This window comes from Enterococcus sp. DIV2379 (assembly GCF_050542965.1).
GTDB classification, from domain to species: Bacteria; Bacillota; Bacilli; order Lactobacillales; family Enterococcaceae; genus Enterococcus_D; species Enterococcus_D entomosocium.
In genome coordinates this window covers 1,029,579-1,050,176 of sequence record NZ_CP172938.1, presented here as the reverse complement: position 1 = coordinate 1,050,176, position 20,598 = coordinate 1,029,579, and the positions used below count along the sequence as shown (strand labels likewise).

Here is a 20,598-nt window from a genome sequence, read left to right as displayed (position 1 = left end):
CATAAAAGCAAATAATGCTGAAAGGTGATCGATCAAACAATCTTCAACCTGCAATCTGTCACTATCGGATAGCCGATAAATGACCACAAAAAGTTTCAGTCGATGGCATTGTGTTTCACTCAGACGACTGTTCCCATCAAAATACAAGTTTACCCAGTGGTATGCAGCAATGATCCCCTCCTATTCTTATAGTCGTTTCATGATTTTATCACAACGAATAGAAAGTTTTTTTCACCTCAGACAAAAGAAAAAAGCCCTTGAAATCAAGGGCTTTTGCTTCATCTGATAATAAATGATTAACGACGAATTTCTTTGATACGAGCTGCTTTTCCGTGTAATGCACGTAAGTAGTACAATTTTGCACGACGTACTTTACCGTAACGAACAACTTCGATTTGTGCAACACGTGGTGTGTGCAATGGGAAGGTACGTTCAACACCTACACCGTTTGATACTTTACGAACTGTATAAGTTTCGCTGATACCAGCACCGCGGCGTTTGATGACAACACCTTCAAATAACTGGATACGTTCGCGAGTTCCTTCGACAACTTTCGCGTGAACGCGAACAGTGTCCCCAGGACGGAAAGCTGGGATGTCAGTACGTAATTGTTCTTGAGTTAGTTCTTGAATCAATGGATTCATGTTTATCATTCTCCTTATTCCCAAACATTCTTAAAGCATGAAAGCTCCAGCGGAACATCGTAATAGTTGAGTTTACACTCACTGAAACATCTTACCACAGTCGACCACAGTCTGTAAAGAGAATTTTCTTGTCATCGCGCAGAATATCAAAAAAACTGGCACTATTTTAGTTGCCAGCTTTCGCTTCTTCTTCAATTTCTTTTAAAAGCTTCTGCATTTCTTCCGTCAACGGATAATTTTCTAGCATATCAGGTCGGCGCTGAAAGGTGCGGCGCAATGATTCTTTTAATTGCCACTGCTCGATCAATTTATGATTGCCATTCATCAAAACTTCTGGTACTTTCATGCCTTTAAACTCTGCTGGGCGTGTATATTGCGGATGTTCTAATAAACCAGTGGAATGAGAATCGGTTTGTGCGGAGGTTTGATTGCCTAAAACTTCTGGTAATAGTCTGACCGTCGCATCGATCATGACCATTGCACCCAATTCGCCGCCAGTCAAGACGTAATCTCCCAGTGACACTTCATCAGTGACCAATGAACGGATTCGTTCATCGTATCCTTCATAATGACCACAAATGAAGACGAGGTGCTCTTCGGTAGAAAATTCTTCTGCCATCTTTTGATCAAAAGGTTTCCCCGCTGGGTCTAAAAGGATCACGCGTTTCTTCGTTTCTGGTGCTGCTTCTTCGATCGCTTTGATATTGTCATAGACAGGTTGGACTTTTAATAACATTCCTGCTCCGCCACCATAAGGATAGTCATCCACTGTTTGATGTTTGTTGTCGGAATAGTCACGGAAATTTGAGACGTTGATTTCTAACAGTCCCTTTTCCCTTGCTTTGCCAATGATCGATTCTCCTAGAGGACCTTCGAACATTCGCGGAAATAGTGTCAATACATCAATTCTCATCGTCTAACAACCCCTCTGGGATTTCCACAGTGACCTGACCATTTTCAAGATCGATCGTGTGGACAACCGACTCGATATAAGGAATCAAGGCATCCTTCTTCCCTTTTCGTTGAACGATCCAAACGTCATTGGCACCTGGTGAAAGGATCTCTTTGACTTTACCAATGATTGTGCCATCTTCTTCGACGACTTCCAGACCAATAATTTCATGGTAGTAAAACTCATTTTCTGCTAAATCCACCAAATCATCCTTGGTAACTTTTAAAATGCCGTTACGAAACGGTTCAACATCGTTAATATTGGGATAGCCCTCAAACGTCACTAAATCAAAGTTTTTGTGTTTGCGATGACCTGAAACAATCAATGTTATTGGCTCTTTATTTTCACGAAAAAGTGTCAATTCGGCCCCTTTACGGTAGCGTTCTTCTGGAAAATCCGTTTGTGATATCACACGTACTTCTCCACGGATTCCATGTGTATTGACGATTTTTCCTACGTTTAAATATTCTGTCACGTTCGTTCCCCATTTCTTCTAACTTCTGTTCTATTTTAGCATAGCAAAGTAGCGAATTCTAGCCGTTTACTAGCGCCCCATGTTTTCCTCAAAATCATCGCGCGAAAACTGCCCCTTCGACGCTTGATCAAAGGGGCATTGTCCTAATATGAACCTTATTGATTCATAGAAACGGCCATTTTCAATGCTGAACGTGCATCTTGATGTTGCACCGTTCGAAGTGTCTTTTCTTGTTGCCAAACCACTGTAGTTGCTGTATGGTCATTTTTTCCCATATCGATAGTGATTTGACCGACCTCAGGCGCTGGGAGCATAGCTTCTTCCAGATACGCTACCACTTCTTTGGCAACCGGAACTGGATCTTGTTCCTCTTGATTGACTGCTCGAACAGTCAATGACCAATTTCCTTCTTGCCAGCTCAAATAACTGGAGCCAGCAGCTCCTTGCATATGCCCAGTAATGCCATATCCGAGATCAACGGCTTGTCCGCCATCATCAGCTGTTACATTGACCGCTGCAGCAGCTTCATCCGCTGATTGATAGTCTTTTGATTGAAAATCAGCAATCGGTGTTTCCTCGTTCAAAGCCTTGTCATTGAGAGGCAGCTGCTTATCAATTCCATAATAAAGAATCGAAGCATCGGACTGACTGCCAGCTGTGGCCGCATTCAACACTTTACCTGAAGCAAGTGGAATGTCCTTGGGCAAGACAAGATCAGGGAATGCCGCTTGTATTTGAGCGTAGATATCTGCAGTACTATTCGTGTTTGAAGAATCCCTAGAAGCCGCCTGACTAGAAGACGTACTTGATTGACTTTTTTCTGATTGACTACTTGCTTGCGTTTGGGTACTTTCCACCATACTCGTCGCTGTTGTTTCGGCACTACTGGCTTGACTGGTTTCTGGTTCCTGTTGATTATTGCAGCCAGCTAAGGCGCCCATCGTCAGCAGCGTAACGAATAATCCTAGTTCTTTTTTCATGATGTTCCCCTCCTTATACAAAGAATACCCCTCAATAAAAAAAATGACAAACAAGTCAGATTGTCTGTCATTTTTTTGTTGATTTTTTAAAGATTTGTCACCCAATTTTGCAGTGATTGAAAGCCATCCTTGATCCATTGCCAAACTTGATTGGCGATCGTCGATAGGTCGCCCCAACGAAAGTTTTGTGTCCATTGGTTCAATTGCGTCATGATCTCCTCACGATAGACCCAAATTAAAAAGAGCAACAACAAGATCCCTAGCGTTCGCCAAAGAAAAGAACCAATTTTATAAATAAAGACGAGGATCAAAAGAACGACGATCCATGCGATTAGTTGAGACATACAAGCACCTCCTCCTTTTGATTATCTCAAAACCACCTTTTTTTGTCCTCCATCTTAAGCATGAATTTTACAAAAAAAGCATTCCTCAAAGAGAAATGCTTTTCATTCTTGCTTATTTACCATCAATGATATTCAAACGAACTTTTTTTGGTCCATTTGTCCGTACACTGTAAACGATTGTTCGAATTGCTTTGGCAACCCGACCTTGTTTACCGATGATACGACCAATATCCTCTGGTGCCACAGTAAGATTATATTCCAAGAAATCATCTGACTCTACTAGCTCAAGCTTGATATCCTCAGGTTTGGTAACAAGTGGTGAAACGATCGTTAAGACTAATTCTTGCAAATCTTTCATCCAAAGTCACCTTATTTCTTAGTGAATTTTGCTTCGTGGTGTTTTTTCATAACGCCTTCTTTAGAAAGGATGTTACGAACTGTATCTGAAGGTTGCGCACCTTTAGATAACCAATCAAGAACTAAATCTTCTTTGATTGTCACTTCAGCTGGGTCTAGTAAAGGATTGTAAGTACCAACTGTTTCGATGAAACGTCCGTCACGAGGAGAACGTGAATCTGCTACGACGATACGGTAAAAAGGTTTCTTTTTAGAACCCATGCGTTTTAAACGAATTTTTACTGCCATTATTTACACCTCCATTGATTTAATCACAAGAGCTAGTTTAACAGGTTTTTTCGATGGTGTAAAGAGTTTTTTCTTTACAGCTAAAAAAAGTTTCTTCTTTCTTATTTTCTAAGCATGGTTATCTTTTGCCAGAATGAATCAGGACGCGTATCATTAGTAATAGAGAAACTTTTTAAAGTCAAATCGTTTTATTTGCACCATCCACTTACTTTTGGTAAGCTTAATGAGTAGAAAACAACAAGGAGGAAATTTACATGACAAAAAAAATTGGTTTTATCGTCGGCAGTTTACGGGAAGGATCCTTTAATAAACTCGTAGCGAAAAAATTCGCATCATTATTACCAGAAGGTTTTGAAGCATCTTTCATCGAAATCGGCAACTTGCCTTTTTACAATGAAGATTTGGAAGTTGAAGGAAAAGTTCCTGCTGAATGGACAGCATTTCGGGAAGCATTAAGCGCCGTTGACGGGGTCTTCTTCTTTACACCAGAATACAATCGTTCTGTTCCTGCAGCATTAAAAAATGCATTAGATGTTGGTTCTCGTCCTTACGGTGCTAGCAGTTGGGGTGGCAAACCAGCTTTGGTTGTCAGCGTTTCTCCAGGAGCGATCGCTGGGTTTGGTGCAAACCATCACCTACGTCAATCATTAGTCTTTTTGGATATGCCTACTCTACAACAACCAGAAGCCTATATCGGTGGAATCACCAACTTGATTGATGAAAACAACGAAATCAACCCAGATACAGTAAGCTTCTTTGAAACGATCATTGCAAAATATATTGAACTCTTTCAACGATTCAACTAATTAAGAATCCAAACAAAAAGACCAAGAAACTCGGCACTGAGTTTCTTGGTCTTTTTACTGTGAAGAATAATCGTTTGCGCTTTTTACTCGCTGCCTGACACAGACTTTCGGACAAAATGAAGTTCTGTCAGTTCCCCCATCTGTTTTGTTTCAACAAACGTCAAGCGTCTCGCATAATCCCCCGGTTCAAACAGTCGCTTGCCCTCTCCTAAAAACACCGGCGCGATTTGAATAAACCATTCATCGATCAAATCAGCTTCCAGCAATGGTTTTAATAAGGAACCCCCACCTACTACCCATACGTTTTCCTCTTGTTTTAATGCTGAAACAAATGCAACTGGATCCGTTGACACTAGGGTTGCATCCGGCAGCGGCTCTTTTCGGGTACGAGAAAAAACATAGTTGGTCTTTTCAGGATATAGCAGTCCATCATCCATCAGTTTTTTTGCTTCTTGATAGGTCTTTCTTCCCATCACGGTCGCGTCGATGGTTGCAAAAAATGCTTCATAGGTCGTTGCAACACCGGTATCAGTTTGAAACAGCCAGTCCAGTTGATCCTCCATACCTGCTAAATAGCCATCGAGGCTGATTGCACCATAAAATACCACTTTTCCCAATTAGGCTCATTCCTTTATTTTTACGATTGCTTCTGACCTTCGACAAACACAAGTGACTAAGTGATCATTAACCATGCCGACCGCTTCCATAAACGCGTAAATAGTTGTCGTTCCGACAAATTTAAAGCCTCGCTTTTTCAAGTCTTTTGCTAGCTGATCGGAGATTTCCGAATGGGTCGGTACATCGGATTGCTGCTGAAATTCATTGATGACTGGCTCATGATTGACATATCGCCACAAGAATGCGGAGAAACTGCCGTATTCTTGCTGGATTTTTAAAACTTCTTGGGCATTGATGATCGCTGCTTCAATCTTTCGTCGATTGCGAATGATTCCTGGATTCATCATCAGTTCTTCCACTTTTTCTTCCGTATAGTTCGCTACTTTTATGATATTAAACTGATCGTATGCTGCATCGAAATTCGCCATCTTGTTTAAAATCGTTTGCCAGCTCAATCCTGCTTGATTCATATCTAACACCAGTTTTCGAAACAACTGCTGATCCTCATACTCAGGTTTTCCCCATACCGTATCATGATACTCCTGCATTGCTGGTGTACTGTTGGCCCATTCACATCGCTCCATTGTCCTCATCAGCTCCTTTTTGTTTATTTTATCATAAATGACTTTACTTCCACCAGTGTACTACGTATACTAGTACACATAAATGAAAGGAGCTGATTTTGTGGTTCGCATTAACAAAGCCAGCAGCAAACCTTACTATGAGCAATTGGTTTTAAGTATCAAAGAAGATATTCTGAACGGTGTTCTAACCGCCGGAGACCAAGTACCTTCGGTTCGTGAAATGGCCAAGCGCCTGTTGATGAATCCAAATACCGTCAGCAAAGCCTACAAAGTATTGGAAAATGAGCAAGTACTTGTCACCATCAAAGGAAAAGGCACCTTTGTGAAAGTTACTGAGGATCTGCCACGCGATGAGATTCGGATCTTACAAGTGAAAGAACGTTTGAAAGAATTGGTGATCGAAGCACGCCATTTACAGATCAGCATGCGTGAGCTGAGCGATTGGATGAATGGCTTTGAACAAGAGTTAGGAGGCGATCCACAGTGAAGATCGAGCATGTGACCAAGAAAATGGAACAAACAATTGTCTTAGAAAACGTGAACTTCTCTTTGGAAAAAGGAGAGCTCGTAGGATTAATCGGCCGCAATGGTTCTGGGAAAACCACGTTGTTTCGGACGATTGCTGGGCATTATTTACTAGATGATGGGGAGATTTCCATCGATAACCAACGCCTGGATCAGCATCCGCAATTAAAAGAACAACTTTTTTATATTGATGAAAAAGAAAACTTTCTTTCGGCCTACTCTTTGAAAAAGCTCAATCAATTTTATCGGCTTGCTTATCCAAATTTCGATCAGAATCTTTACTTAGAATTGATGCAAAGTCACGGTCTTCCTCTGACGCTTTCCTACCGACGGATGTCAAAAGGTATGCAAGGTCTTTATAAAATGATTCTTGCGATCGCCTCAAATGCGACGTTCTTACTGTTAGACGAACCTTTTGATGGGCTTGATGTGATCGTCCGTAAAAAAGTGATTGGATTATTGCTGGAAAGCCTCAGCGAGTCGAATCGTACCGCCTTAATCGCTTCTCATAATCTAAATGAATTAGAACATATTATTGATCGTGCCTTGTTGATCAAAGGGAAAACGATTGAAGGAGACTACCGTTTGGAAACGATTCGCGAACAATCTCGCAAACTCCAACTCGTCTTTCGCAGCAAACAGATTCCTCCCCTTATCAAGCAGCACTCCAAGCTGATTCAAAAACAAGGTCGAGTCTTGACTGCTTTGTTTGACAATTACACAGAGGAGCTGGCGGCTGAGATCCAGCAACTTGATCCTTTGGTTTTCGAAGAATTACCTTTGACTTTGGAAGATCTGTTTGAAGCAAATTTACGACAAGAAGCATTGGTGGAAGGATAGAGGTGGAAAACGATGTTAAGCAATATATTTAAAGAACGCTACGGTAAGCTGTTGATCGGTTTTTGTTTTGTCGTGCTCTTCATGTATCTTAGTGCTGGCTGGCAATCACAAAATTCTTGGCACCAGCAAGAACGTTATTTGGCATCTGAGGAATTTATCAAAGATTTTAACGAAAATCGAGAATACTATGTCAAAAGCTACAACGGTGAAACCCCGGTTTACTTTGATTCGGCAGCAGAGTACCGCGATGCGGTATTGACGATCAACAAAGAGTACTCAGATGAGATTTATTACAATCGCCCTTATATGACCACCATGAATCAATTTGTGATTGTCTTCCTGTTTATTTGGGGCTTTTTGTCCTTTTTTGTCGATGGCCGCACCAATTTCAATCGCTTTTTATTTGCTTTACCCTTTAGCAGAAAGCACGTCTTTCGCAAGAAACTGCTTTTTATCGGCTTACCCTTGACCGCTTGTTTAGTGTTGGGCCTGTTAGGTCATATCCTGATCGAATACACAATGATCCCGGCTCGCTATCTCGCTGTGCCGCTTCAAGACGTGCTGCTTTCCGCCCTTAGTACTTTGGTAACGAATCTACTAGTATTTGCTGTCGGCATCTTGTTGGGCGTTTTACTGGGGAATCTGTTTACTGGCGTGCTGTCGGTGTTCTTCACTCTTTCTCTAGGAACAATGGGGTATAGCTTTTTCCAATGTACCCGCGAGTTTTTTAGTTTTGTGTTTCTTGGTCATGGGGATTTTCTGCTTCCTTTTCAAACGTGGATCGATTGGCCGCAAGGATATGTCTATCCTTGGTGGCTACTGCTCCTTTACCTCGGTTTGAGCGGCTTGCTGATTCTTGCTGCCGAAAAAGTGTTCTCGAAAATTTCTTTAGAAAATGACGGTGATTATTTAACGATCCCTAAATTGCGCGCCCCGGTTTATTGGCTGCTTTCTTTGGGAACCTGGTTCTATCTATCCATGATTTCTTATTACCCGCTAGAAATTTTTTACCGTGATCTCTATGAGGGGTATGATGTCAGTCTTTGGAACACCACCCTTCGGCTTGGCTTGTTGCTGGTTGCTTGCTTATTCATCAGTTTATTGCTTGTCTATCCTAAAGCACTGATGAATTGGTGGTACAAACGAAAAAACAAACAGGTCAGCAATATTTAAAAAAGCGTCCCTACAACAAGAAATTGTTGCCGGGACGCTTTTATGTTTAATGTTTAGGTTTGTCGTCGTCTTTTTTGTCAAAGAAGTCATTTACTTTGCGAGAAACATCATCCGCAAAATCTTCAACCTTATCTTTGGCTTTCCCATATTTATTTTGGGTTTTCCCTTTTAACTCCTCGGAGTCATCTCCTGTAAGTTTCCCTTTTGTTTCGGTTACTTTTCCTTCAATGCGATCTTTGTTTGTCATCGTAAAAACTCCTTTCATACTTGCTATAAATTAATAGTAGCATCATTTGCCAGAAAGCACGAATGTTCTGCTTCTATCTTATCCTTTGAGTTGTCCGCAACGATAGTTCTTCGCTATTTTTGACTCTTGGACGATTTAGGATATTCAGTAGAAAGCTGGCCTTCTCTATAAAAAGGGATGTTCTTTAGATGTTCTATTTGATGTTCTATTTGATGTTCTTTGAAGGAGTTCATTTAAAGAGGACACTGTGAACATAAAAAAACCATGACCTGAAAGAAGGCAATCTGAGGAGCTGCAGCTGCTAGAATCAGGAGGTACAGCTTCTCGATTTGGTGTCTTTTCAGGTCATGTTTTTTTTAATTGTACCCTAAGAGAAGGTTCGGTTCTTAGTTCCTATCAGTGTTAAACGATTATTTGCGTTTTTTCTTTTTCTTCTTTTGTTTTTTGACCATACGATTCATGGCCATTTTTCCAAGTTTCCCTTTGACACCGCCGCCAAACATTTGATCCATGCCAGGAATGTTCATATTCCCTTTGCTCATTTGCTGCATCATTTTGCGGGATTCTTTAAATTGTTTGATCATGCGGTTGACTTCGACGACACTGTTGCCAGAACCGGCGGCAATCCGGCGACGACGGCTTGGATTTAACAAATCAGGATTTTCACGTTCTGCTGGTGTCATGGAATAAACCATGGCTTTTTGACGGGCAATTTGTTTTGGATCAACTTTGACGTTCTCGATGCCAGGCATTTGGCTCATTCCCGGAATCATTTTCAAAAGATCTTCAATTGGGCCCATGCCCATGACTTGATCGATCTGTTCAACAAAGTCATTGAAGTCGAAGGAGTTTTCCTTCATTTTTTGAGCAAGTTCTTCTGCTTTTTTCTCGTCGTAATCTTGCTGTGCTTTTTCGATCAAAGTCAGCATATCACCCATACCGAGAATCCGACTAGACATCCGATCTGGATGGAATACTTCAAGGTCGGTCAATTTTTCACCGGTACCAGTGAACTTGATTGGAGCGCCTGTAACTTGACGAATTGACAATGCCGCACCGCCACGTGTATCGCCATCTAGTTTGGTGATGACTACCCCTGTGATCCCCAATTGTTGATTGAAGCTTTCCGCCACGTTGACAGCATCTTGTCCTGTCATCGCATCCACTACCAGTAAAATTTCATTTGGCTGTGCCAAGTCCTTGATTTGTTTTAGCTCTTCCATCAAGTTTTCATCGATATGCAAACGACCTGCTGTATCGATCAAGACATAGTCATTTTTCTTTTCCCGAGCCAAAGCCAATCCTTGGCGTACGATTTCAACTGGACTGACATCAGTTCCCATATCGAAAACAGGTACATCCAATTGCTGACCTAATACTTTCAATTGGTCGATCGCGGCTGGACGGTACACGTCACCGGCAATCATTAATGGACGTGCGTTTTCGGTTTTGATCAAGTGATTGGCTAATTTCCCAGCAAAGGTGGTTTTCCCTGCCCCTTGCAGACCAGCCATCATGATAATCGTTGGGATCTTTGGTGATTTTTCAATCCCAACTGTTTCTGATCCTAACGTTTTGGTTAATTCTTCGTCAACGATTTTAACGATCTGTTGCGCTGGAGATAAGCTTTCTAATACTTCTACCCCAACTGCCCGTTCACGGACATTTTTGGTAAACTCTTTCACAACTTGCAGATTGACGTCGGCTTCTAATAAAGCTAGACGAATCTCACGCATCATTTCTTTTACATCTGCTTCAGATACTTTTCCTTTTCTGCGCAGTTTGCTCATTGCCTGCTGGAGGCGTTCAGTTAAACTTTCAAATGCCATTTTTTTTTCATTCCTTTATTCTTCAATTTCTTGGAGCTGTTGAATAAACCCCTGTAAGGTTTCGTCTTTTGGATAGTGAGTTTTCGTATACTCGCTTAGCTGATCCAGCAAGTCTTCCCGCATGATATAGTCCGAAAACATATGTAGTTTTTTTTCATAGTCTTCTAAAATACGTTCGGTGCGTTTGATGTTGTCATAGACTGCTTGACGGCTTACTTGATACTCTTCAGCGATTTCTCCTAGAGAAAAATCATCTGCGTAATACAATTCCATGTAATTCATCTGTTTTTCTGTCAATAACGTGGAATAAAACTCAAACAACGCATTCATGCGATTGGTCTTTTCAATTTCCATTTGCTTCCTCCTGTTTTGCAAGCCATTCGACATCGGACAAAACAGTCATGCCTTGTTGCCGAAAATACGCACAAGCGACACCGATCCCTCTTCTTTTGATTCCAGAAAAATTGCCATCATAAATCATCTGACTGCCACAAGAGGGACTTTTCTCTTTTAGGATCAGTTGGGTGATGCCTTGCTCTTGTAATTTTTGATAAGCAATTTTCGCGCCGGTAGTAAACTGTTCGGTCACGTCTTCCCCTGAGATGGTGACGACCTTCGCTCGTTGCGCCCAAACGTCCACCCCATCGCCACCAACGATTTCGGCCGGTTCCCGTGGGATCGGCAAGCCGCCAAGAACTTCTGGACAAACCATCATTGCTTGACCTGCTCTTACCAGTTCGATCAATGGTGGCACTGCTTGGTGTTTTCCATCATAACGGCAAAGTACACCGCCTAGACACGCACTGATTCCGATCATATAGCACCCTCAGCTTTCCTATGAAATCGTCCTTTATTATAGCATTTATTTAGTGGTTGCAATAGTACCAATTGTCTATTCATGCTAAAATAGGACTTGTTCGTTGAAATTTAATCGTTTCTTGAAAAAAAGAAGCTAAAGGAGTTTGCCATGAAAAAAATACTCGTTGTCGATGATGAACCTTCCATCGTCACACTTTTAACCTTTAATCTAGAAAAAGATGGCTATCAAGTCGTTTCCGCCTCAGATGGTCAAAAAGCCTACGAATTAGCCTTGTCTAAGCCTTTTGACTTTATCATCTTAGATGTCATGCTGCCGAATATGGACGGCATCGAGATCACGAAGAAATTGCGTCAAGAAAAAATCGAGACCCCGATCCTCGTCTTGACCGCAAAAGATGATCCAATCGATCGGATCTTAGGCTTAGAGATCGGCGCCGATGACTATTTGACGAAGCCTTTCAGTCCTAGAGAGGTATTAGCTAGAATGAAAGCCATCTTCCGTCGTTTAGAACCCCGTCAACAAACACGAGAAGAAGATCAACCTGCAGAGATTCTGCAAGTCGGTGGGATCCAAGCAGACCTGACGAATTTCCAAGTCAGTGTGGATGGTGAGAAAATCTTCCTAACGCCAAAAGAATTCGAGCTGCTAGTTTACTTTATGAAACGAAAAGGCCGCGTAATCGATCGCGATACCTTGCTCAATCGCATTTGGAACTTCGACTTTGATGGACAAAGTCGAATCGTGGATGTTCACATCAGTCATTTAAGAGAAAAATTGGAAGCTGATCCAAAACGGCCGGAATACTTAGTAACGGTTCGGGGATTCGGGTATAAATTTCAGGAGCCAGTCTAATGAAAAAACGCTATGGCTATGGTTTATGGTCGATCGGTCTATTGCTGATTTTTTTCCTGTGCTGGCAAGTTCTAAGCAGTTTTTACCGTCAGCAAGTCATTGCCCAGCAAGTGGCTTTTCTCCAAGAGAAAGCCACCGTATTTTTGAATCTATCAGATAATCAAACCGCGGCCTTAGAACAGTTTGCGGATACCTATGTTGAAGATAGCAATAGTCGCATCACTTTGTTAGATGACCAAGGTCAGATCATTTTCGATACCTATGATCATACACTGCATGAAAACCGCTCCAATCGTCCAGAAGTCCAAGCCGTTTTGCGCGGAAGCTCCGTCGGTCAATCGCTGCGGGAAAGCGACACCTTGCATGAAGAATTGCTTTACGTGGCGATTCCTGTCAAAGAGGATGGAAACTTGACTCAAATCTTGCGAATCGCCGAACCGACCGCGGCTTTTTTTGCAAAAAATGAAGGAATCAAGCAGTCGATCTTGATTGTCTATCTTGTTTTTTGCTTTTTGATCAGCCTATTGATTTTCCATACCTTGCGCCAGCGAAATCGGCCGATCCAAACGATTCTGCCCGTCGTAAAAAAAATGATCACCTCGCCCGATCAACAAGCAATCATTATGCAAGAAACCCCTGTACATGATGAGTTGTATCAACTGATTAATCAGCTGAGCGAGCAAATGAGCCAGACCTATCGTGCCTATGCGGCTTCTGAACAGCAACTGTACGGCTTGCTCAGTGAACTGATGATCGGTGTCTTTATCATCAATGAAGAAAATCAACTGCTGCTGTTGAATCCGACGATGCAAGAACAGCTAGGGATGGAAACCGCACCGATCTTACCGCAACCTTTTACTGAAGTGATCCATGACACACAATTGATCCAGTTGATCTATCAATTTAACGACGAGACCCCTATTTTCCATGCGGAAACCACCCTTAGCGGGGAACGTTCAAAAGTCTTAGATGTTACCTTGCGAAGCTTCCAAGAAAACCAGTTGATTGGTATTTCTTATGACTTGACACGCATCCGACAATTAGAAAAGATGCAAAAAGATTTTGTCGGCAATGTTTCCCATGAATTAAAAACGCCGGTAACTTCCTTGATTGGGTTTACTGAAACACTGCTGGATGGCGCCAAAGAAGACCCTGAAACGTTGCAGACCTTCTTAGAGATCATTCAAAAAGATGCTTATCGCTTGAAAAATCTAATACAAGATATCATCCAATTGTCTCAAGACAGTGATTCTTTCCAGTATGTCGACCAACCGATCAACTTTTCTGAGCTGCTGCAACAAGTCGTTCAAACCTATGGTCCCGCAGCTGTTAAGAAGCAATTGACCTTTCAATTTGAAGGACCCGAACAATTCATTTTATCTACCAAAAAAGAGCTGCTGCAGCCCATCGTAAAAAATCTAGTTGAAAATGCGGTCACCTATTCAAAACCTGGTGGTGTCATCACATTATCCTATTCCGAGCAAGATGACCAGCTGCTTTTTCAAGTGCAGGATCAAGGCATCGGCATCGATGAAGAAGATCAAGAACGGATTTTTGAGCGGTTTTATCGGGTGGACAAAGCCCGTGCTCGCAATTCTGGCGGCACTGGACTTGGGCTGGCTATCGTCAAAGACTATACCAAATTATTAGGCGGCAGCATCAAGGTTGACAGTTTCCCTAAAATTGGTTCTACCTTTACGGTGACTTTGCCGCTTCATGAAAAAAGATGATTATTGATAAAAAACAGCCGATAACAGGTGAATAAAGGTTATCGGCTGTTTTTGTAATCATTTTTAGTTGGTATTCCCCACTAGATGAAGTGCCATCCGATAGTATCTTCTTGATTGTTTAAACAAAAAAAGAAGGAGATTCCTCCTTCTTCGTCCATTCATTTCACTATTCAACATTCGTTACTTCGCCGTCTACACTGCGTTCTACTTTCATATCAGTGATTGGCAAGTATCCTAATTCGATAACGATTCCTTGTTGGACATCGTCTGTCATGATGTAATCAAGAAAGGCTTTGACGTTAGCATCTGGTTCACCATTCGTGTACATATGCTCGTAAGACCAGATTGGCCATTTGTTATCTGCAATATTTTCAGGGGTCGCTTCTACCCCATCAAGAGATAGCGCTTGGATTGAATCATCTAAATAAGATAAAGCAAGGTAGCTGATTGCTCCTGGTGTTTCAGCAACGATTTTACGGACTGTTCCAGAAGAATCTTGCTCTTGTGTTTGGATCGTCTCTGCACCATCTAAGCCCCATTTTTCAAAGGTCGCTCTCGTACCGCTGCCTGACGCACGGTTGATTACAGAGATTTCTTGATCTGCTCCACCGAGTTCAGACCAATTCTTCACTTTGCCTGTAAAGATATCGATTAAATCTTGTTGGCTAAGATCAGTAACGCCTGCATCTTTATTCACCACTGGTGCCATACCAACTACGGCTACTTTATGGTCAACTAATTTGCTGGCATCCACACCATCTTTTTCATCCGCAAAAACATCGGAATTACCGATCGTCACAGCGCCTGCTTCTACTTGACTTAAGCCAGTTCCGCTACCGCCACCTTGAACAGTAATTGTATAATTGGGATTGTCTGCTGAGAAGCTTTCACCTGCTGCTTCAACCAAGGGTTGCAATGCAGTTGAGCCTACCGCTAAAATTTCTACATTTTCATTTGATGCGGCACCTGATGAAGATCCGCCTGATGCTTGACTGCTCTCAGTGCTTGCGCCACCGCTCCCACAGCCAGCTAATAATAAACCAGTTGCAAAAAATAAAAGTCCCAATTTTTTCATTTAGTAAATCTCCTTTCGTTATATGCTTAGTTTAGCAAGGCGGTGTAAACCCTTGATGGATTTCATGTAAAGAATCGATAAAGCGATGTAAATCTTTTGTAAAGTTTGTCGATTGCCCAAAAAGCCCCCGCTGAATCCATCAGAGGGGGCTTGCTTTATCTAAAAACGAAAGAAATGTCTGTAGAATCAATTGCTTTGCATATAGCGTGTCAAGCGATCCATCGCTTCCACCAAGTTTTCCATACTTGCCGCATAGCTTAAACGAACATAGCCTTCTGCTTCGGGACCAAAGGCGATACCCGGGATGATTGCTAATTGATTCTTTTCCGCTAAGTCGACACAAAAAGCCATTGAATCTTGGTTGAAACCTGCTGGTATTTTGGCAAAAATGTAGAATGCACCAGAGGGCTTCGCCATGTCAAAACCAAGGGCAGTCATCTTTTCAAACAAGTAATCTCGACGTTCACGGTAATCGGCTTTCATGACTTCTGCATCATTGATGCCTTCGATCAATGCCCGCACAGCTGCTTTTTGAGAAATCGTTGATGCCGCAGTCACTAAGTATTGGTGGACCTTAATGATCTGAGCAGTCAACGCTTTTGGTGCAAAAATGAAGCCGACGCGCCACCCAGTCATCGCGTGAGATTTCGACAAGCCATTGATCACGATCGTTTGGTCACGCAAGTATTCGGCAATGGACACATGGGTTTCATCATAAGTCAACTCACTATAAATTTCATCGCTAATAACAAAAACGGGGTATTTTTCTAAAACCTCCGCCAATGCTTTGACTTGTTCTCGGGTATAAACGACCCCTGTTGGATTGCTAGGATAATTCAAAATGACTGCCTTGACTTGCTCCCCATGCTCTTTTAAGGCTGCTTCCAAAACTTCTGGCGCTAAAACAAAGTCATTGTCCGTCGTATCAAGATAGATCGGTTGGGCATGGGCTAAATGGATGACTGGTTCATAGCCTGGATAAATTGGTGCCGGTAGGAGAACTTTATCGCCAGGTTCCAACGTGGCTAATAAAGAAGCTGAGATTGCTTCCGTTGCACCGATCGTCACTAATACTTCTGATTGAAAGTCGTAATCAAGCTGATATTTATTTTTCAAAAAGAGGCTGGCTGCTTGCCGAACATCTGCTAAGCCGGCCATTCCAGAATAGTGGCTAAAATTTTGTTCGATTGCTTGGACACCCGATTTTTTCACGTGCTCTGGTGTGTTAAAATCCGGCTCGCCTAACGTTAACTTTAAAATATCAGGAATTGAAGAAACCCGTTCATCAAATTTACGAATCAATGAAACAGCTATATTGTACACTTCGTGATTGAAGCGTTGGCTTACGTCTGCCATAGTATCACTCCTTTGAATTAAGCAAATTCATTCGCTATTGTTGTTAATCCTAACACAAAAAGGCGACAATTTTAAGCAACGGATGAAATTAATCTAATAACCACAATTCCGTTTGCTTATTTACAAACAAAAACATTTTATGTTAGTATATAATCAAACAAAAAAGGAGAACCCAAAATGAAACCTTATCAAGAGTTTACCATTTCTGATTATCAGCAAGGATATGTCGAAACAACAACGGATTATTGTTGCGTATTTTGTCAGGAGACCTTCGACAAAGAAGAAATCTATCCCGTTGATGGCGCCTTTTTTACGTCAAAAAAACGAATGATACAGCATATCACTGAGCATCACGGAACCGTTTTATCCGCATTATTGGCTTTACCCAAAGAACAAACAGGCTTATCAGAAAGCCAACAGGAGATTTTACAACTGTTTGCCCAAGATGTTAGCGATACTGTGATTGCCCAGCGCTTAGGTATCTCTTCTTCGACTGTCAGGAATCATCGCTTTAAGCTAAAAGAAAAGCAGCGACAAGCGACTGTTTTTATAAGTATCATGTCCTTGTTGCAAGAAACCCCGTTGCTGCCGCCTCACAAAGGGGCGACGATGCTTGATGATCGCTATGCCATTACGGCTAGTGAAAGAGAAAAGATCATTGCTACTTATTTTGATGAAGCGGGGTTTATCAAACAGTTTCCGAGCAAAGAAAAGCGCAAGATCGTTGTCTTAAGTGTGCTGGCACAAAAATTTGATCCGAAGAAAAATTATCCAGAAGCTGCCGTAAACGATGTATTAAAACAAGCGATCACCGATTATGTCACTGTCCGACGATATTTGATCGAGTATGGATTTATGCAACGGACGAAAGACGGAAAAACTTACTGGCTGACTTAAAACCCAGTCTGTAGTTGGATGGAATTTTTGTTGGTTGGATGGACAGTATCTTTCACAGTTTTGAAAAGTTAACAAGCTCCAGTTTTTTACAAAAAAAGACAAAGTACGAAAACACCCGTACTTTGTCTACTGTCTGAAACGCTGGGACAAGTTCCAGCGTTTATTTTTCTTTTAGAAAGATTTTTTTGATGATCAATTTATCAAATAATTGCGTTTGATTGTCTTGTTCCCCAATGACTTCAGCAGTCACTGATTTGCCGTCTTGTTTTTTGCGCAACTGATAAACAATCTTACCTGTTTCTTTCAATTCGTTCACCATGTCGACGACACCGCCAAAACCTGTTTTACGAGTGATGAAGCCTAACGCCACCATCCGCTCATCTAAATTTTTTGCCGAGATGCTGGCACCGGTGATCAGTGCTTGCCGCATGATTTGTAAGAATTCTTCTAGCCCTGCCACTGGCGGCTGTTCAGGCTCTTCTTCCATCAGCGGTCGCTGACGCAAATAATCTAATTCCTGCAATAACGTTTCGTACTGCTCTTGTGTCAACATGACCCCCGCCACTTTTTCACGATTGAATACATATACTGCTGTTCCTGCTTCTCGCGCTTGATTAAATACATCCATCGGAGATTTTTTTACTTCAGTAATTGAAGTAGTGGGAACATCCAACTTCTTCAGTTCCATAATCAACGTCCTCCTTGTCTCAACGAACACATTATAGCATAAATCCAGAAGCAGATTATAGAGGTATTTCACTGCTCCTAGGAAAAGAAACAAAAAAGCGGCTAATCGCCGCTTTTTTCGATTGATAAGGTCATTGCATTGATGGCAACGATGATCGTACTCATAGACATCAAGACAGCTCCGACTGCTGGGTTCAAAATGATCCCGATTGGTGCGAGCACGCCAGCTGCCAAAGGAATAGCAAAAATATTGTATCCTGCGCCCCACCAGAGATTTTGAATCATCTTGCGCCTTGTTTTTTTCGCCAAAGTCAAGAAGTGCAAGATGTCTTGAGGTTCGCTATTCGTCAAAACGACATCGGCTGAATCGATCGCTACATCGGTTCCAGCTCCGATCGCAATCCCGATCGTCGCTCTTGCAAGACTTGGGGCGTCATTGATCCCATCGCCTACCATTACGACGCACTTGCCCTCTTTGACATAGTCACTGACTAGACGTTCTTTATCGTCTGGTAACATTGCCGCATGAAAGGCTTCGATTCCTAGGTAATCGGCTACGGCTTGCGCCGCTTCTTGGTTGTCCCCAGTAGCCATAACTGGCGTGATACCTAAGTCTTTCACTTTTTGAATAAATTGACTCGCTTCTGGTTTCACCTTATCCCCTAATGCGACGATTCCTTCCACTTTGCCGTCATGAACCAAATAGCTAATGGTGTTGCCCTGCTCTTGATAATTTTTCAAGGATTTCCCTTGATACTGGATGGTTAATTGCTCCAATCCTTTTTGATTGACGATCAACCACTTTTGTCCATCGATTACGCCTTCCAGACCAATACCCGTCCTTGTTTGAACATCAGTCGCCTTTTTGGCTGTGATGTTTTCCTTTTCTGCTTGGGCCAAAATGCCTTCTGCGATCGGATGATTGGCGGTTTTCTCAAGACCTGCTAGGTAAGCTAGTACTTCTGATGCAGAAAGGCTGCCCGTCGCCTCGATGCCAGTTACGGTAAACGTTCCTTCTGTTAACGTACCGGTCTTATCGAGGATCAGATAATCAACATGATGCGCATTCTCCAATGCGTTGCGATTTTTTAAGAGCAAGCCGTTTTTGGCAGCGATCGATGTTGAACGAGCCACGACGAGGGGAATCGCTAGGCCTAACGCATGGGGACAGGCAATGACGAATACCGTGACCATTCGATCAAGAGCAGTCGGTAGGTCAGCAACAAACAGCCATACAGCAAAGGCCAAAACACCAGCAACTAAGGCGATATAGAACAACCATTTCGCCACTTTGTCCGAAAGTGCTTCTAAGCGGGATTTATCAGCTTGGGCTTTTCGTACCATTTCCATGACTTTTGCCAAATAGCTGTCTTCGCCAGTCCCTGTGACTTCCATCGTAATAGTACCATTGCCGTTGACAGATCCTCCAATGACAGTACTGCCGATGGTTTTAGGTACCCGTCTGGATTCACCGGTAACTGCCGACTCATCGATCGTTGTTTCCCCTTCAAGAATCGTTCCGTCTGTAGGAATCTTATCTCCTGAGCGAACGATCAGCTGTGTTTTGTTGGTCACTTCTTCTAATGGAATCTGTTCTTCTGATCCATCTGCATTTTTCCGAATCACTTCTTTTGGCAACAGTTCTGCTAATTTCTGTAATGCATTGCCGGCATTAGAAACGGCATTCATCTCGATCCAATGCCCCAACAACATGATAACGATCAGAGTCGCTAGTTCCCAGAAGAAATCCATTACATGAGGAACAGCAAGAAAATGATTAGCGATAAACGCGTAAAGACTATAAAAATAAGAAACCGTGATCCCCATAGCAATCAAAGTCATCATGGCTGGATTCTTTTGTTTCAATTCCATTTTCGCACCACTTAAAAACGGCTGTCCCCCATAGAAAAATAGGATCGTTCCTAAAATCAATACAACCCAATCTGAGCCGGGAAACGTGAACTGAAAGGGCAATTCGATACCCATCATTGGTGATAAAATGACGATTGGAATCGCCAAAACCAAGGATAGCCAAAACTTTTGCTTAAAATTTCCCATATGCATACTATGATCCATACCAGACATCTCATGATCCATATGACTGTGATCCATGCCAGACATCTCATGATCCATGTGGCTGTGATCCATGCCAGACATCTCATGATCCATGTGGCTATGGTCCATACTGGAAACCTCATGATCCATGTGAGCATGGTTACTATCGGCGCTTTCATGCTCCTGCAGTTTTGATGTCGCCCCTTGATGATCCACCCCATTCATCTCATGGCTTCGGGGCTCAGGGACTTCCTCCGCCTGTGGGTGTGTGAGTCCTTCTTGCCCTTTATTATCCTGCTCATTCCTAGGTTCATGCCTATGATGGCTTGACGTCTGACGATTGTCTGCAGGTGACGTTTTTTTCTGATTCATCCTAGTATTCCCCTTCCTATTTCACTGAATATCCGTACAGTCTTGCGCCTTCATACAAAAGCTTCAAGCGGCTGGACTTTCTAGATTTTTCT

24 protein-coding genes are annotated in these 20,598 nt (G+C 42.3%); 7 read left to right on the top strand and 17 right to left on the bottom strand.

The features are described 5' to 3' along the window. Window positions 1–296 precede the first annotated feature (296 nt). From rplS to rpsP, 7 genes are all read right to left on the bottom strand, one after another. Window positions 297–644 (bottom strand): 50S ribosomal protein L19, encoded by a 348-nt coding sequence (rplS, locus tag IGI92_RS04795; RefSeq protein WP_002357176.1) that lies wholly within the window; start codon window positions 642–644, stop codon window positions 297–299. A gap of 166 nt (window positions 645–810) precedes the next feature. After that, window positions 811–1,557: a tRNA (guanosine(37)-N1)-methyltransferase TrmD gene (trmD, locus tag IGI92_RS04790; RefSeq protein ID WP_005237230.1), complete on the bottom strand. Its 747-nt coding sequence runs from the start codon at window positions 1,555–1,557 to the stop codon at window positions 811–813. Beyond that, complete coding sequence (gene rimM / locus IGI92_RS04785; protein WP_430608205.1) at window positions 1,547–2,071, bottom strand: ribosome maturation factor RimM; 525 nt, start codon at window positions 2,069–2,071, stop codon at window positions 1,547–1,549. The genes trmD and rimM overlap by 11 nt, the downstream gene beginning before the upstream one ends. Window positions 2,072–2,226: 155 nt before the next feature. After that, the gene (locus IGI92_RS04780) at window positions 2,227–3,051 is read right to left on the bottom strand and encodes a hypothetical protein (protein WP_430608204.1); all 825 of its coding nucleotides are present in this window, start codon (window positions 3,049–3,051) and stop codon (window positions 2,227–2,229) included. Window positions 3,052–3,137: 86 nt separating this feature from the next. Continuing rightward, on the bottom strand, window positions 3,138–3,395 hold the full coding sequence (locus IGI92_RS04775) for a hypothetical protein (RefSeq protein ID WP_005228919.1): 258 nt from the start codon (window positions 3,393–3,395) through the stop codon (window positions 3,138–3,140). A 112-nt stretch (window positions 3,396–3,507) separates the two neighbouring features. Next, complete coding sequence (locus IGI92_RS04770) at window positions 3,508–3,753, bottom strand: KH domain-containing protein (protein ID WP_005228918.1); 246 nt, start codon at window positions 3,751–3,753, stop codon at window positions 3,508–3,510. An 11-nt stretch (window positions 3,754–3,764) separates the two neighbouring features. Next, the gene (gene rpsP / locus IGI92_RS04765) at window positions 3,765–4,040 is read right to left on the bottom strand and encodes a 30S ribosomal protein S16 (RefSeq protein WP_005228917.1); all 276 of its coding nucleotides are present in this window, start codon (window positions 4,038–4,040) and stop codon (window positions 3,765–3,767) included. A gap of 254 nt (window positions 4,041–4,294) precedes the next feature. On the opposite strand from rpsP, the gene IGI92_RS04760 reads away from it, so the two are divergent. Beyond that, on the top strand, window positions 4,295–4,846 hold the full coding sequence (locus tag IGI92_RS04760) for an NADPH-dependent FMN reductase (protein WP_016613846.1): 552 nt from the start codon (window positions 4,295–4,297) through the stop codon (window positions 4,844–4,846). Between the two features lie 83 nt (window positions 4,847–4,929). Here the strand turns inward: IGI92_RS04760 and IGI92_RS04755 are convergent, their stop codons facing one another. Together IGI92_RS04755 and IGI92_RS04750 are read right to left on the bottom strand one after the other, a co-directional pair. Beyond that, complete coding sequence (locus tag IGI92_RS04755; RefSeq protein ID WP_005237235.1) at window positions 4,930–5,463, bottom strand: dihydrofolate reductase family protein; 534 nt, start codon at window positions 5,461–5,463, stop codon at window positions 4,930–4,932. Window positions 5,464–5,469: 6 nt separating this feature from the next. Next, on the bottom strand, window positions 5,470–6,048 hold the full coding sequence (locus IGI92_RS04750) for a DNA-3-methyladenine glycosylase I (RefSeq protein ID WP_016619836.1): 579 nt from the start codon (window positions 6,046–6,048) through the stop codon (window positions 5,470–5,472). A 100-nt stretch (window positions 6,049–6,148) separates the two neighbouring features. Here IGI92_RS04750 and IGI92_RS04745 point away from each other — a divergent pair, with 100 nt between their 5' ends. The 3 genes from IGI92_RS04745 to IGI92_RS04735 are packed head-to-tail and all read left to right on the top strand — an operon-like array spanning window position 6,149 to window position 8,586. Then, entirely contained in the window at window positions 6,149–6,535 is a 387-nt protein-coding gene (locus tag IGI92_RS04745) for a GntR family transcriptional regulator (protein ID WP_008377404.1), read from the top strand. Next, window positions 6,532–7,413 carry an ABC transporter ATP-binding protein gene (locus IGI92_RS04740; protein ID WP_005237238.1) on the top strand — a complete coding sequence of 294 codons (882 nt, stop codon included), beginning with the start codon at window positions 6,532–6,534 and terminating at the stop codon, window positions 7,411–7,413. Before IGI92_RS04745 ends, IGI92_RS04740 begins: the two co-directional genes overlap by 4 nt. Before the next feature lie 12 nt (window positions 7,414–7,425). Further along, on the top strand, window positions 7,426–8,586 hold the full coding sequence (locus IGI92_RS04735; RefSeq protein WP_430608203.1) for an ABC transporter permease: 1,161 nt from the start codon (window positions 7,426–7,428) through the stop codon (window positions 8,584–8,586). A gap of 46 nt (window positions 8,587–8,632) precedes the next feature. On the opposite strand, the gene IGI92_RS04730 is transcribed toward IGI92_RS04735, so the two are convergent. The 4 genes from IGI92_RS04730 to IGI92_RS04715 form a co-directional block, all read right to left on the bottom strand. After that, complete coding sequence (locus IGI92_RS04730; protein ID WP_008377398.1) at window positions 8,633–8,833, bottom strand: CsbD family protein; 201 nt, start codon at window positions 8,831–8,833, stop codon at window positions 8,633–8,635. Between the two features lie 410 nt (window positions 8,834–9,243). Then, a complete protein-coding gene (ffh, locus tag IGI92_RS04725; protein WP_005228902.1) occupies window positions 9,244–10,662 on the bottom strand; it encodes a signal recognition particle protein in 1,419 nt (472 codons plus the stop codon). Window positions 10,663–10,677: 15 nt separating this feature from the next. Continuing rightward, complete coding sequence (locus IGI92_RS04720; RefSeq protein ID WP_005228897.1) at window positions 10,678–11,016, bottom strand: putative DNA-binding protein; 339 nt, start codon at window positions 11,014–11,016, stop codon at window positions 10,678–10,680. Then, entirely contained in the window at window positions 11,006–11,479 is a 474-nt protein-coding gene (locus IGI92_RS04715; protein ID WP_005237241.1) for a DUF523 domain-containing protein, read from the bottom strand. The genes IGI92_RS04720 and IGI92_RS04715 overlap by 11 nt, the downstream gene beginning before the upstream one ends. Window positions 11,480–11,629: 150 nt before the next feature. Here IGI92_RS04715 and IGI92_RS04710 point away from each other — a divergent pair, with 150 nt between their 5' ends. Next, window positions 11,630–12,334, top strand: a complete 705-nt coding sequence (locus tag IGI92_RS04710) for a response regulator transcription factor (RefSeq protein ID WP_430608202.1) — start codon at window positions 11,630–11,632, stop codon at window positions 12,332–12,334. Continuing rightward, complete coding sequence (gene pnpS / locus IGI92_RS04705) at window positions 12,334–14,064, top strand: two-component system histidine kinase PnpS (protein WP_430608200.1); 1,731 nt, start codon at window positions 12,334–12,336, stop codon at window positions 14,062–14,064. Before IGI92_RS04710 ends, pnpS begins: the two co-directional genes overlap by 1 nt. 166 nt (window positions 14,065–14,230) lie before the next feature. Here pnpS and IGI92_RS04700 read toward each other — a convergent pair whose 3' ends face one another. After that, a complete protein-coding gene (locus tag IGI92_RS04700; protein ID WP_016608721.1) occupies window positions 14,231–15,139 on the bottom strand; it encodes a phosphate ABC transporter substrate-binding protein PstS family protein in 909 nt (302 codons plus the stop codon). A 186-nt stretch (window positions 15,140–15,325) separates the two neighbouring features. Beyond that, a complete protein-coding gene (locus IGI92_RS04695; RefSeq protein WP_008377389.1) occupies window positions 15,326–16,495 on the bottom strand; it encodes a pyridoxal phosphate-dependent aminotransferase in 1,170 nt (389 codons plus the stop codon). A gap of 177 nt (window positions 16,496–16,672) precedes the next feature. Between IGI92_RS04695 and IGI92_RS04690 the strand changes: the two genes are divergently transcribed. Next, window positions 16,673–17,392: a DUF2087 domain-containing protein gene (locus IGI92_RS04690; protein ID WP_430608199.1), complete on the top strand. Its 720-nt coding sequence runs from the start codon at window positions 16,673–16,675 to the stop codon at window positions 17,390–17,392. A gap of 160 nt (window positions 17,393–17,552) precedes the next feature. On the opposite strand, the gene IGI92_RS04685 is transcribed toward IGI92_RS04690, so the two are convergent. Together IGI92_RS04685 and IGI92_RS04680 are read right to left on the bottom strand one after the other, a co-directional pair. Further along, window positions 17,553–18,080, bottom strand: a complete 528-nt coding sequence (locus IGI92_RS04685) for a type II toxin-antitoxin system Phd/YefM family antitoxin (RefSeq protein WP_005237249.1) — start codon at window positions 18,078–18,080, stop codon at window positions 17,553–17,555. 101 nt (window positions 18,081–18,181) lie between these two features. Continuing rightward, window positions 18,182–20,506 (bottom strand): heavy metal translocating P-type ATPase, encoded by a 2,325-nt coding sequence (locus tag IGI92_RS04680; RefSeq protein ID WP_430608198.1) that lies wholly within the window; start codon window positions 20,504–20,506, stop codon window positions 18,182–18,184. Window positions 20,507–20,598 lie beyond the last annotated feature (92 nt).

Bases quoted from the DNA above. Each gene is read 5' to 3' on its own strand.
- IGI92_RS04715 (WP_005237241.1), bottom strand. From the start codon at position 11,479: ATGATCGGAATCAGTGCGTGTCTAGGCGGTGTACTTTGCCGTTATGAT.
- IGI92_RS04710 (WP_430608202.1), top strand. From the start codon at position 11,630: ATGAAAAAAATACTCGTTGTCGATGATGAACCTTCCATCGTCACACTT.
- IGI92_RS04690 (WP_430608199.1), top strand. From the start codon at position 16,673: ATGAAACCTTATCAAGAGTTTACCATTTCTGATTATCAGCAAGGATAT.
- IGI92_RS04750 (WP_016619836.1), bottom strand. From the start codon at position 6,048: ATGGAGCGATGTGAATGGGCCAACAGTACACCAGCAATGCAGGAGTAT.
- IGI92_RS04680 (WP_430608198.1), bottom strand. From the start codon at position 20,506: ATGAATCAGAAAAAAACGTCACCTGCAGACAATCGTCAGACGTCAAGC.
- ffh (WP_005228902.1), bottom strand. From the start codon at position 10,662: ATGGCATTTGAAAGTTTAACTGAACGCCTCCAGCAGGCAATGAGCAAA.
- rplS (WP_002357176.1), bottom strand. From the start codon at position 644: ATGAATCCATTGATTCAAGAACTAACTCAAGAACAATTACGTACTGAC.
- IGI92_RS04760 (WP_016613846.1), top strand. From the start codon at position 4,295: ATGACAAAAAAAATTGGTTTTATCGTCGGCAGTTTACGGGAAGGATCC.
- IGI92_RS04720 (WP_005228897.1), bottom strand. From the start codon at position 11,016: ATGGAAATTGAAAAGACCAATCGCATGAATGCGTTGTTTGAGTTTTAT.
- rpsP (WP_005228917.1), bottom strand. From the start codon at position 4,040: ATGGCAGTAAAAATTCGTTTAAAACGCATGGGTTCTAAAAAGAAACCT.
- IGI92_RS04685 (WP_005237249.1), bottom strand. From the start codon at position 18,080: ATGGAACTGAAGAAGTTGGATGTTCCCACTACTTCAATTACTGAAGTA.
- pnpS (WP_430608200.1), top strand. From the start codon at position 12,334: ATGAAAAAACGCTATGGCTATGGTTTATGGTCGATCGGTCTATTGCTG.
- IGI92_RS04730 (WP_008377398.1), bottom strand. From the start codon at position 8,833: ATGACAAACAAAGATCGCATTGAAGGAAAAGTAACCGAAACAAAAGGG.
- IGI92_RS04775 (WP_005228919.1), bottom strand. From the start codon at position 3,395: ATGTCTCAACTAATCGCATGGATCGTCGTTCTTTTGATCCTCGTCTTT.
- IGI92_RS04700 (WP_016608721.1), bottom strand. From the start codon at position 15,139: ATGAAAAAATTGGGACTTTTATTTTTTGCAACTGGTTTATTATTAGCT.
- IGI92_RS04735 (WP_430608203.1), top strand. From the start codon at position 7,426: ATGTTAAGCAATATATTTAAAGAACGCTACGGTAAGCTGTTGATCGGT.
- IGI92_RS04780 (WP_430608204.1), bottom strand. From the start codon at position 3,051: ATGAAAAAAGAACTAGGATTATTCGTTACGCTGCTGACGATGGGCGCC.
- IGI92_RS04695 (WP_008377389.1), bottom strand. From the start codon at position 16,495: ATGGCAGACGTAAGCCAACGCTTCAATCACGAAGTGTACAATATAGCT.
- IGI92_RS04770 (WP_005228918.1), bottom strand. From the start codon at position 3,753: ATGAAAGATTTGCAAGAATTAGTCTTAACGATCGTTTCACCACTTGTT.
- trmD (WP_005237230.1), bottom strand. From the start codon at position 1,557: ATGAGAATTGATGTATTGACACTATTTCCGCGAATGTTCGAAGGTCCT.